Origin of the sequence: Bacillus sp. T2.9-1 (assembly GCF_950097965.1) — a bacterium.
Classification (GTDB): Bacteria; Bacillota; Bacilli; order Bacillales; family Cytobacillaceae; genus Niallia; species Niallia hominis.
The window spans coordinates 20819-33437 of sequence record NZ_CATNHG010000105.1; the positions used below are offsets into that span (position 1 = coordinate 20819).

Annotated in this window: 9 protein-coding genes; 6 read left to right on the top strand and 3 right to left on the bottom strand. The window is 34.7% G+C overall.

The genetic code is table 11. From position 1 onward, the window contains the following. Positions 1-201 precede the first annotated feature (201 nt). Complete coding sequence (locus QQZ16_RS15285; protein ID WP_284561492.1) at positions 202-1914, bottom strand: sensor histidine kinase; 1713 nt, start codon at positions 1912-1914, stop codon at positions 202-204. After that, on the bottom strand, positions 1911-3467 hold the full coding sequence (locus QQZ16_RS15290) for a response regulator transcription factor (RefSeq protein ID WP_284561493.1): 1557 nt from the start codon (positions 3465-3467) through the stop codon (positions 1911-1913). Before QQZ16_RS15290 ends, QQZ16_RS15285 begins: the two co-directional genes overlap by 4 nt. A 214-nt stretch (positions 3468-3681) precedes the next feature. On the opposite strand from QQZ16_RS15290, the gene QQZ16_RS15295 reads away from it, so the two are divergent. The 4 genes from QQZ16_RS15295 (at position 3682) to QQZ16_RS15310 (ending at position 8055) form a co-directional block, all read left to right on the top strand. After that, a complete protein-coding gene (locus tag QQZ16_RS15295) occupies positions 3682-5355 on the top strand; it encodes a sugar ABC transporter substrate-binding protein (protein WP_284561494.1) in 1674 nt (557 codons plus the stop codon). Positions 5356-5555: 200 nt separating this feature from the next. Beyond that, complete coding sequence (locus QQZ16_RS15300; protein WP_284561496.1) at positions 5556-6410, top strand: ABC transporter permease; 855 nt, start codon at positions 5556-5558, stop codon at positions 6408-6410. Positions 6411-6423: 13 nt separating this feature from the next. Continuing rightward, on the top strand, positions 6424-7317 hold the full coding sequence (locus QQZ16_RS15305) for a carbohydrate ABC transporter permease (protein WP_235252644.1): 894 nt from the start codon (positions 6424-6426) through the stop codon (positions 7315-7317). Positions 7318-7428: 111 nt separating this feature from the next. Beyond that, positions 7429-8055 carry a YesL family protein gene (locus QQZ16_RS15310; RefSeq protein WP_235252645.1) on the top strand — a complete coding sequence of 209 codons (627 nt, stop codon included), beginning with the start codon at positions 7429-7431 and terminating at the stop codon, positions 8053-8055. Between the two features lie 92 nt (positions 8056-8147). Here QQZ16_RS15310 and QQZ16_RS15315 read toward each other — a convergent pair whose 3' ends face one another. Further along, positions 8148-9059 (bottom strand): LysR family transcriptional regulator, encoded by a 912-nt coding sequence (locus QQZ16_RS15315; RefSeq protein ID WP_031536438.1) that lies wholly within the window; start codon positions 9057-9059, stop codon positions 8148-8150. Between the two features lie 146 nt (positions 9060-9205). Between QQZ16_RS15315 and gdhA the strand changes: the two genes are divergently transcribed. Next, positions 9206-10588 (top strand): NADP-specific glutamate dehydrogenase, encoded by a 1383-nt coding sequence (gdhA, locus tag QQZ16_RS15320; protein ID WP_284561495.1) that lies wholly within the window; start codon positions 9206-9208, stop codon positions 10586-10588. Positions 10589-10867: 279 nt separating this feature from the next. Beyond that, positions 10868-12079, top strand: a complete 1212-nt coding sequence (locus tag QQZ16_RS15325; RefSeq protein WP_235252648.1) for an amidohydrolase — start codon at positions 10868-10870, stop codon at positions 12077-12079. Positions 12080-12619: the final 540 nt, after the last annotated feature.

Consider the following 12619-nt stretch of genomic DNA (forward strand, 5'->3'; position numbering starts at 1 on the left):
GAAAAGTGGTATAAATTTGAGCGGGAGCTGGGGTATTGTTATTCGTGTATTAGGGAGATGAAGGAGAAGGGGAAAGGATAAGTTGGTACAATGTATATATGGTGATAGATAGATTAGAGGAATAAATAAAAAGGACCCGAAACCACAAATGAACTTAGCGTTCTTTCTTTTATGGTATCAGGTGCTTTTTGTTTGAATTTTCTAAAAAAATTTTGGTATCCGAACGTCTACTGAAGTTCCCTTCCCCAACTCACTTGTATAGAACAGACCATATTCTTCCCCATAGGTTAACTTTATCCGATTGTGGACATTTTGTACTCCATACCCTTTTGTTTTGGTAGTAAGAATGTTATCTAATACTTCTGGATTCATTCCTGGCCCGTTATCAAGTATAGTAATTATCAAGTAAGTATCTGTTTGTTTTCCGATAATTGTTACCTTACCTTTTTCGATATCCACTTTATGGTCTATTCCATGATTGATGGCATTTTCTACTAAGGGTTGAAGCAGTAGATTAATCATTGAATAATCAAGAATTTGATTATCTACATCAATAGAAATATCAAAGGAATTACTATGCATCATTTGTTGTATTTTCATATAAGATACGGTATTTGCTAGCTCATCTTTAACCGTTATCGTATTTTTTCCCTTATTTAACGTGGTCCGATAAAATGTGGAGAGTAGCTGCGCCATCTCACTAATTTCTTCTTGTTCTACAAGAATCGCCTTACTGTTAATAAGGGAAAGACTATTATAAAAGAAATGCGGATTAATCTGTGCTTGTAATGCTTTCATTTCATATTCTTGCTTGGCAATTTTACTTTTGTATACTTCATTAATCATATCTTCAAGCTCATACACCATGTTACCAAACTGGCCAATTACATCTCCAATTTCATCCTTAGAGGATGGGGTTACAGTTACAATTAAATTACCTTCTTCAATTTGCTTCATATTGGCAGCAAGTAGTTCTAATGGGCGAACAACCACCTTCGAAAGAAAATAAATAGATAGATAGAGAATAATAATACATAAAACAATCACGATAATAACCAAAGTCATGATAGGGGTAGTAGATTTAGAAACAATCTCTAAAGGTCTATATAAATAGGCAGTCCATTGGTTCGATTGAAAACTAGTTTTTTTATAAACATACTTGTCCTTTAGTGAACCATCAGTGATTTTATTTATCAATTCTTCCGTTGTTAATGGATGAGATTCGTCATTCTCATTAAAGCCTTGATGGGTAAAGACTGGTTGCTTGTTTTCATCTAATATAATGAGTCCGTAAGAATCCTCAAATATATGGGACAATGGACTAAAGACTGATTGATAATCAATGTCCATATAAACTATATTTCTATTATTTTCGTTATAATCGAATATTTTACTCACAATTACAAATCGGCGTTTATCAGCGGAAGCGGTCAAGTGTACGGAAGCACTATTAATAACATATGGGAACCAGTCTGATTCTTCTACATCTGTGAGAGGTCGTAGAAATGTTCCATGTGGATACAAGGTGTTATTATTACTGTATACAGTGATACGATTAATATCTGTTTGTAAATTTTTCACATTAAGGATTAGTGGTGTCAGATGATCACGATACATGATATACATTTCATATGTATTATCATAAGTGGCAGTTAACCCGTTCTTTAAATTTTCATTCCAAACAATCTGGCTCATTGCATCACTATAAGAATTAATTTTGTAATCTAAACTAAGAATAGTCTGATGTAAGGATTCTTCCAAAACCTCATTTTCTCGACTGATTAATAGGTTTTGTATTTGAAAATAGCAATAGCTACCTAATACAGTGACAGGTAATAGACTAGATAATAAGCAAATGATTAGTATTTTCCTACGGTATCTTAAATCTTTAAACCATTGGATTAGCTTTTTCATTTTTCATTCTTCTCTTTCGCATCTCTATGTGATTGTCGGAATTTTTCAGGACTTAGGCCAAAGTTCTCTCGGAAGCTTCGGACAAAGTAGGAGAAATTTTGATAGCCTACTTGCTTGCAAATATCATTAATTTTCATATTTGTATGGACCAACAGATTTTTGGCAGAATCCATCCGAATCTGTTTAATGTATTTATTTATTCCAGACCCAGTTTCTTGAATAAATACTTCGCTTAAATAGCGAGGGGATAGATACACCTTATCAGCAAGAAGATTCAGACTTAAATCCTCTGGATAATGTTCATTGATATATTGCTTTACAATAGGAATGACATGTTTAGAAGATTGTTCTTTTTCTTCGAGCCTGGTTAGAATATTTAGTTTTACTTCTTCTACTATTTTTTCTATTTCAGAAAAATGTGTACAAGAATAGATAGCGGAGATTTTTTCATTTAGAATAGATTCCTTGTATTGCGGCAATTCATGACATAAAATTTGAAACAATCTTGAAAATAAGAACCGGACATAAATATGGGAAAGCTGATTTTTTTTATTATATTTATGAAAGAGAGTATCTATATTTTTGTTAAAGCTGAACGTATCCACATATTGTATCGCTCTCTGTATTGCTTGAAGGAGATCTTCGTCCTGTTCTAAATAGTCATTGGATCCTAATTTATTTGAATCAATGGGATAAATATAGTTTTCTTTATAAAAGAATCGATCTTCTAAGTAATTTTCCATCTGTTTAAATCGTGCAGGAATTTTCTCCGGTAAAGCAATTTCTTCACTTATAGATATATATCCAATTATATTAAACGATAAAAGAATCTCCTGATGAATTTTTCTGGCTAGTTCCTTTATATTTTTTTGCTCAAGCTTTTCAGTAAATAGTAATAATAGTTGATCAGGGTTAAGATGTAGATAATCAAAAGAATTCCCTTGCATGCATTGTTTGAGTTGAGCAAAAAAGAGGGACGTTTCTTCTTTAAGTAATTTATCGAAAAAGGGTTCTTCAAATTGAATGAGTATCATTCGATAATATTCCTTTAAATAATCCATATTGATGAAAGGGTATTCATTAATTAGAGCATCTATTGATGTACCATTTAAAAGCCGATATAGTATATGACTTTTAAGAAAAGTGATATTCGTTTCTTTTTGCTTTAACTCCAAACTTCTTTGCTCCATATTTTCGATAACAGATGCCATTGTTTGTTTTAATTCATTCGGGCTTACAGGTTTCAATATATAATTAACAGCTCGCAACGATAGAGCCTTTTTGATAAAGTTGAAATCGTCATGTCCACTAAAAAATATAATTTGAATATCTTTATTTAGTGCCTTTGCTTTTGCAGCTAAGTCTATGCCATTTACAAAAGGCATTTTTACATCAGTGAAAAGAATATCTATTGAATCTTTTTCTAATAACTGAACAGCCTCTTTTCCATTGGCAGCTTCTATAATATCGAGTTCGAACTGGAATTTATTAAGGAGAAAACGGATGACACTTCGTTCGTCCTTTTCATCGTCTGCTATTAAAATTCGAAACATAATGATACCTCCTGCACAAAATTCTAGTTGATTATAACATATTGATTTTTAACTCGATGTTGAATTGGAAAAATTTCCGGAAAAAAGTACATGAAAACGGTTTATTTAATATATTCCTGCTTCTCAAAATCCATTAGACTTTAACTATGCTTAAAATAAGCTGGGCAAACTTATACGATATTTTTTTTAGAAATAGACCATAGGAGGGGACTTTATGAATTACAAAACGTTAATGAAACGCGCAGCAATGGGATTAATGGCAACATCGCTAACTCTATCACTAGCAGCATGCATGGATAATTCTTCATCAGGAGAAAGCGAAACAGAAGATGGGAAAACAATTATAACGATGGGACGTGTAACAGCTGCCAATTCTAAATTACCTGAAGGCGACACATATGAAAATAATGCTTATACACGTTTAGTAGAAGAAAAATTAAATGCAAAGATAGTGGATCAATTCGAAGCAGAAGGGGAAGATTATGGTCGTCAGGTAGCACTTGCTATTGCATCTGGTGAGTTGCCAGATATGATGCGTGTTGATAGTCGTGAAGAGCTAAAAGAGCTAGTAGAAAATGACCTAATTGCTGATTTGACAGATGTTTATGATGAAAATGCAAGCGATTACATTAAGGATATTTATGGAACTTATGATAACCGCAGTCTAGAGGATGCGACATTTGACGGGAAACTAATGGCGATTCCAGCAACCATTGGAGACTCTGCGCCAAATATGGTTTGGATTAGAAAAGACTGGATGGAAAAACTAGGGGTTAAATTAGATAGTGACGGAGATAGCAAAATCACTATAGCCGAATTGGAGCGTACAGCTAAAGCATTTATTGAAAATGATCCAGGTGGCACCGGAAATCCAGTAGGAATTCCATTTGCTACATGGTTAAATGCGGGTGATTACGGGGGTAGTGGTCTGAATATGACTAGCATTGCTGGAGTTTTTAATGCCCATCCTCGTATGTGGTTAGAAGATGATAAAGGAAATATCGTGAATGGTTCTACAACAGAAGAGACGAAACAAGCTTTAGGAGTAATGGCAGATTGGTTTAAAAAAGGTATCATCGATCCACAGTTTGGTACAAGAACTTGGGATGATATTATGGCACTTGTTACAAATAGCCAAACGGGAATTATAACAGGGCCTTGGCATATACCGGACTGGGGATTGTCAACAGTGAGAGGGATGGATAAGAATGCTGAGTTTGCTGCTTATGCAATCGAAGGAGAAAACGGCAAAGTAAATGTATTCCATAATAACCCGACTGGACAATTCATGGTTGTACGTAAAGATTATGAGCATCCAGAATTAGCAATCAAAATATTGAATTTATTTTATGATGAAATAATTAATGCAGATGATTTACAAAAGGATTATCCAGAAATCTATAAGTATGGTGAATTAGCTGTAGACGGCTCAACTAGACCATTTAACATTGAAGTATATAAATCAACAAATATAGTAGATGAGTATCAATATATTAAAGAAGCAGTAGATGGGAAAATTTCTATTGATGACATTCCTACTGCAGGTTTAAAAATTGATGCGCAAAGCGTTATGGCTTATCAAGAGAATCCAGAAGGTGCAGAGACGTCAGAATGGGCAAAATATCATTCTAGAATGCTAGGTATGAGCATGATTGATAAGTTTACTAAAGAAGAGCAATTTAATTGGACTACTCCAGTATTCTTTGGAAGCACTCCAACGATGGAAAAGAAGGGTGCTAACCTATTGAAATTGGAAGAAGAAGATTTCATTAAAATTGTGACAGGAAATAAACCATTAGATTATTTCGATACATTTGTTGCAAATTGGAAGAAACAAGGCGGAGATGAAATTGCTGCTGAAATTAAAGAGGAGTTAGCGAACAAATAGAATATAAACTTAGCTGTTCTAATAGTGGGTATCCTTCTGTAATTAGAGAAGTCATTGTTAGAACAGCTGCAAAGTAAGGAGGGGATGTTATGTTTCAGCAACCACATGTAAAAGCAGAAAATGAAAAAAGTACATTACCAACTAGCAACAAGAAGTATTCTAAAAAAATAGTAACAAAAGAAGAGTTGTTTTATCATTCGATGCTACTTCCTGGTATGATTTTTTTGATTATTTTTACTTTTATACCAATGTTTGGTGTTATTATGGCGTTTCAAGACTATGTGCCTGCAAAAGGAATCTCAGGCTCAGAATTTGTTGGTTTCGAACATTTTAAGTATATGTTCTCTCTACCTGATATAAGTAAACTGTTCAGAAATACGATAGTTATTGCACTCGGAAAAATAGTATTAGGTTCCTTATTGGCAATTGTTTTTGCGATTTTATTAAATGAAATCAGAATGAAAATACTAAAAAAATCTATCCAAACGATTGTTTATTTGCCACATTTTCTTTCATGGGTAGTACTTGCAACTGTTGTAGTAAACATGTTTAGTCTGGATGGAACGATTAATCAAATCCTAGCTTTCCTGGGCATAGAGAAGCTGAATTTTCTTGGGAGTAATACACTTTTCCAACCATTGATGATTGGGACTGATGTATGGAAAGAGTTTGGATATAATTCGATTGTTTATTTAGCAGCGCTAACGGCTATTGACCCTGGGCTTCATGAAGCTGCAAGCATAGATGGAGCCAATTGGTGGAAGAGAATTTGGCATATTACACTTCCAGGTATGTTGCCAATTATTCTATTGTTGGCTGTATTAAGTCTGCCTAATGTATTAAATGCAGGATTTGATCAAGTATATAATCTTTATTCACCAATGGTATACGAATCAGGGGACATATTAGATACCTATGTCTACAGAGTGGGATTAATGGGACGCGAGTATAGCTTTGGTACAGCAGTAGGATTATTTAAATCGGTGATAGGAATTATTTTAATTTTATCTGCAAATAATGCTGCTAAAAGATTTACAGATCGTAAATTGTTCTAGGAGGGAAGAACGCATGATAGAGAATAAAAGCTTTTCTGCACGAATCGGTCGATTTACTATTTATGCAATCGTCATTTTCCTTGCTCTGACTTGCTTGCTTCCATTATGGAATATTGTAGCGATTTCTTTTAGTGGAAGTGATGCAGTAGCAAGTAATAAAGTTGGCCTTACACCAATTAATACAACATTTGAGGCATATAAAATGATCATGGAAGATGGACAATTTTGGCGGTCTTTTGGTATTTCCGTTCAAAGAGTATTTTTATCACTGGTGATAAATATGGTGTTAATTGTAACAATGGCTTATCCTCTTTCTAAATCAAAAAGAGAGTTTAGGGGTAGAGGAATCTATATGAATTTACTTATCTTTGCAATGCTTTTTAACGGAGGAATGATTCCCACCTATTTGGTTGTAAAAAATCTTGATATGCTAAATACAATATGGGCATTAGTGCTTCCTGGAGCAGTGCAGGTGTTTAGCATCATCCTTGTCATGAACTTTTTTATAGGTGTACCGAAATCATTAGAAGAAGCAGCCATAATGGATGGTGCGAATCCGTTACAAGTATTAATAAAAGTATATATACCGATTTCTATGCCAGCTTTAGCAACGGTTGCATTATTTAGTATAGTGGGTAATTGGAATGATTTCTTCTCGGGATTAATTTATATGACAAAAGTATCCAATTATCCGTTGATGACCTATATACAATCACTAACCATTAGTATTGAAGATATGCTAAAAGCAGGTGCAACCTCAAGTGCTTTAGCAAATGCAGGAGAAGTTTCCAACAAGAATCTTAATGCTGCCAAAATCGTTGTCTCCTGTGTCCCATTGCTATTAATCTATCCAATGCTACAAAAATATTTTATTACAGGAATTGTAGTCGGATCTGTCAAGGAATAGTAAGTGATATTTCAAACGTAGATTAAGAGGGTATCAATTAAAAAACAAATATTGTATCAACATCTATAAAACTAGATAACCTCTATAATTTAAGAAAGGAATGGATAAACGGTGAATGATATTTTTGAATGGAATGGACCCATTTATCGATTTTTAGCAAAAATAGTTGATTTGTTTGTTTTAAATGCTGTGTTTCTTATCAGTTGTTTGCCAATTGTTACAATGGGATCTTCCATAACAGCAATGTATTCCATAACAATGAAGATGGTAAGAAATGAGGATGTTTCTATCATCAAAGGATTCATCGATTCGTTTAAAAAGAATTTCAAACAAAGTACAATCATATGGATGATTGTATTGGCAGTAGGTGTTATCCTTTCCTTGGATTATTATTTCCTTAATCTATATACAGGGAGTTTGTCATTGCTGGTTAAACTAAGTCTCATTATTTTTACTTTTGCTTACTTACTATTGTTCACCTTTATCTTTCCATATGTCGCTAGATTTGAAAATTCAATAAAAAATTCTATCATAAATACATGGAAGATTGCATTTTTACATCCAATTAAAACATTTACAGTCCTAATATTTACGACGATGATTCCTGTTATAACCTTTGTATTTTCGATTTATTCTTTTTTGTTCCTTTTATACTTTTGCATGTTTATTGGCTTTTCCTTAATTGCTTATGTAAATACGATTGTGATACGTAGTATTTATGAAAGATATGAGAATTAAAGAGTGAATCAGTTTATTAATGTAATAAGAGTGTCAGGCACCTAATCAAGACAAATGTCTTTTAACAGTGTCAGACACTCTGTTTTTGCTGTTTACTTTTTAAACTCATTCAATCTTTCGTATGTCTCCAGAAGAAACTGATAAAATAATAATTCTGTTGGAAGAAGTTTTCGATGGGTGGGATAAATGACACCGACGGTTCGAGTGAGATTGTTATCTGAAAGGGGGATGACGCAAGTAGACCGTGGTGTGTTATCTACGAGAGTCATTTCAGGCATTAAGGCAACGCCCAATCCTGCAGATACTAATCCTTTTAGTGCATCAATATCTTTTCCCTCAAATGCAATCTGTGGTGAAAAACCTGCATCAAGACATGCTGTAACTACTTGATCACGAAATACAAATCCTTCAGGCAAAACACAGAAAAAGTCGTCTTTTAGGTCTTTTAACTGGATTTCTTTTTGCTTACTTAAAGGGTGATGAAGTGGAAGGAGTGCGACTATATTTTCTGTAAATAATGTCGCACCTTTAATTTTAGTTTCTTTTTCACGATTCGGCATTGGCGCAATCATCGCCAAATTAAATTCCCCATTAATTACTCCATCGATGAGATCGTGATATAGGGCATTGCTCATATGGAATTTAGCTTCTGGATAACGGGTGCGAAAAGAATAAATGATGGAGGGTAGGGTATGAGCAGCCATGCTAATAGGAAATGCGATTCTAACTGTTCCTTTTTCAGGATCAAGGGACTCCTCTACTTCTCTTTTTGCGTCTTCCATCATACTCCATACTTGCTTCATGCGTTCAAAAAAAACATTACCTAGAGGCGTTAATTTTACGCTTCTCCCTTCACGTATAAAAAGTTCTACTCCTAATTCTGTTTCTAAGTTAAAAATCTGACGACTCACAGATGACTGCGCAACATGCAAAGAATCGGCAGCTTCTGTAATATGTTCTCTTTTGGCAGCTTCTAAAAAATATTGAATTTGTCTTATTTCCATATCTTCACTCTTTTCCACTCATGCGCATAACGCATGAATTCAATCCGAAATTAGTATTGAAACTATTAATTATAAAATTATAAAATAAAAACATCTTTTAGAAAAGAGAATATTCTAACATTAAAAACATTAGGGGCTGAAAAAGGATGAAAGTGCTGGAGGAAAAAGAAGAGGTTCAAACACAAACCGTGACAGATTACGTTAACGAGTTGTTTATTCAAGTTCAACAACGCAATCCTCACGAAAAGGAGTTCCAGCAGGCAGTTAAAGAAGTCCTCGTTTCTTTAGTTCCTGTACTTGAAAAAAATCCAACATATATTAAACATGCTGTATTAGAAAGAATGCTTGAACCAGATCGACTAATTAGCTTTAAAGTACCTTGGGTAGATGATGCGGGAATTATAAAAGTAAACCGAGGCTATCGTGTCCAATTTAATAATGCGATTGGACCTTATAAAGGAGGATTAAGATTTCATTCTTCTGTTAATGCAAGCATTATTAAATTTCTAGGGTTTGAGCAAATCTTTAAAAACTCATTAACTGGTCAACCGATAGGTGGCGGGAAAGGTGGTTCCGATTTCGATCCTAAGGGCAAATCAGATCAAGAAATTATGCGTTTTTGTCAGAGCTTTATGACAGAACTTAGCAAGTATATTGGACCAGATATCGATGTCCCTGCTGGAGATATTGGCGTAGGTGCAAGAGAAATTGGCTATCTGTTTGGACAATATAAAAGATTAAAAGGTGCTTATGAAGCTGGTGTTTTAACAGGAAAAGGTGTCGGTTATGGAGGAAGCTTAGGGCGGAAAGAGGCGACAGGATACGGATTAGTGTATTTCGTGGAAGAAATGCTAAAAAGTCAAGGACTACACTTTAATAACAGTAGAGTTGTTGTGTCAGGTTCAGGAAATGTATCTATTTATGCCATGGAGAAGGCGATACAGTTAGGAGCAAAGGTTGTAGCTTGTAGTGATTCAAATGGCTACATATATGATCCCAATGGCATTAATCTAGAAACAGTAAAGCAATTAAAAGAAGTAGAAAATAAGAGAATCTATGAATATGTAAAAGAACATCCAGATGCTCTTTATCAGGAAGGATATACTGGTATTTGGGGGATACCATGTGATATTGCATTGCCATGTGCAACACAAAATGAGCTTAATAAGGAAGCGGCAGAAAAGTTAATCTCTAATGGTGTAAATGCAGTAGGAGAAGGTGCAAATATGCCTTCTACATTAGAAGCAGTTGATACCTTTATTCATCATAATGTGTTATTTGCACCTGCTAAAGCTGCAAATGCAGGTGGAGTAGCAGTTTCTGCTTTAGAAATGGCACAAAATAGTGCAAGAATAGCTTGGACACAGGATGAGGTAGACAAAAACTTACAAGAAATTATGAAAAATATTTATAGTAAAAGTATAAAAGCAGCAGAGGATTATGCGACGATAGGAAATCTTGTAGCTGGAGCTAATATTGCTGGTTTTATTAAAGTAGCAGATGCAATGATCGCACAGGGGATTATATAACAAGCTTATCACCAGATAGGGTTAATAAAAATAGTAGGAGAATCAGCAATTTGCCGATTCTCTTATTTATATTATTGGCAAACATATCTTTTTAAAGTGCTGCCCTATTTTTTTCATATGAATATCAATCTTACTAACTAAAAATACTTCGACATTCGTAAAATAAAATTGTATTCTTGACTTTTTCGCGTTATACTATCTACAAAATAAATATTCTGAATATAGAGAATATTAAAATAGTATTAACGTGTAAAATAACAGAACGAAGGAGGAAGGATTATGCTAAACAATTGGAAAGTACAATTAGAAGAAATGTATGACAAAATGGTGGAATGGCGCAGATATTTGCACCAGTATCCTGAATTATCAAATCAGGAATATAAGACTTCCAAGCTAATCGCATCTCTTTTATCGGAATATGGGATTGAGAGAAAGGTAAATGTTGGAGGTATAGGAATTATAGGCTATATAAAGGGAACACAACCTGGAAAAACCATTGCGTTAAGAGCAGATTTCGATGCACTACCAATTCAGGATGAAAAGGATGTCCCGTATAAATCAAAAGTAGACGGAGTAATGCATGCATGTGGACATGATGGACATACTGCCACCCTGTTAGCAGTTGGTAAGGTATTACAAGAAAATAGAGACGACTTAGCTGGCAATGTAGTGCTCCTCTTTCAACATGCTGAAGAAGGCGGTGGTGGAGCAAGAAAAATGATTGCGGACAATTGTCTCGAAGGAGTAGATGCCATTTTCGCTAATCACTTATGGAGTTTAATCCCAACTGGAACGATTTCTTATACGAAAGGGTATACAACAGCAGCAGGAGACGGATTCCAGATTAAAATTAAAGGAAAAGGCGGTCATGGCTCTTCTCCGCATGATACCATTGATTCTATTGCTGTAGCTGGTCAGCTGATCAATCAGCTTCAATACATAGTAAGTCGAAGAGTGAACCCTCAAAAAACAGCTGTTGTGACTATTGGCTCCATTCATGCAGGGGATGCTAGCAATGTAATAGCAGATTCTGCGATATTAAAAGGAACGGTGCGAACATATGAAAAAGAAGTGCAGCAATTAGTAGAGGAAGCCATGAATGATGCAATCAAAGGAATATGCTTGAGTTCAAAGGCAGATTATGAATTTGACTATTTCCATGGAGTCCCAGGGGTTTATAATCATCCGAATGAGACGGAGATATTTGCCAGATCCACGAAAGATACACTGCCAGAAGTGAACGTGGAAGAAGTGCCAGCACTGTTAGTCAGTGAGGATTTTGCCAATTATCTGGAGGAAAAGCCAGGTATGCTTTTCTTTACTGGAGCAGGAAATGAAGACTTAGGAGCTGCATATCCCCATCACCATCCTAAATTTGATTTCGACGAAAGGGCAATGCTAAATGCAGGAAAAGCAATGCTCTCTATCATTCATTATTATCTTGTGGAAAAAGCTTTGGAAGTGATGGCACCATATAATGCAGTAAAGTGAAGGGGAAGCTTTCTTTTACTTAAACACCTTGTTTACGTTATGACAAAATGAATGAAAGAGTCTTGTCCTAACACTCCATGATTCTATTTGATTTTGGCCATAAATGAAGTAATTCTCCGCTCCATTCCACTTGTTTTTAAGCTAATAAAAAAGCCAAACAATCATATGCAACTGTGTGATTGATTAGCTTTTTCTTTTGCTTGATTATTTATATCTTAGCCTCCCATTATAGTTTAGATTTCTTATAAACTATCAAAATGCAAGTGAACAGGACAATTAGTGAAAGTCCTAAGTGAAAACTTTTACACTTTTTAGTGCCAGGTACCAGCGATGGACAAATGTCTTTTTAAGGTGCCTAGTATAGTAAATAGGTCAAATAATTAGAAAAAAGCCACCGTTTTCATTGTAAAATGGAAGTACCTATCACAGAACTTCCAATCTTACTACCCTTACCAAGGAGATGAAAACGATGGCATATTCAATATTTAACCACATTCAAGGTAAAAAAGGAAGTCGATGGGCAGAGTTCTTGAGAGAGAC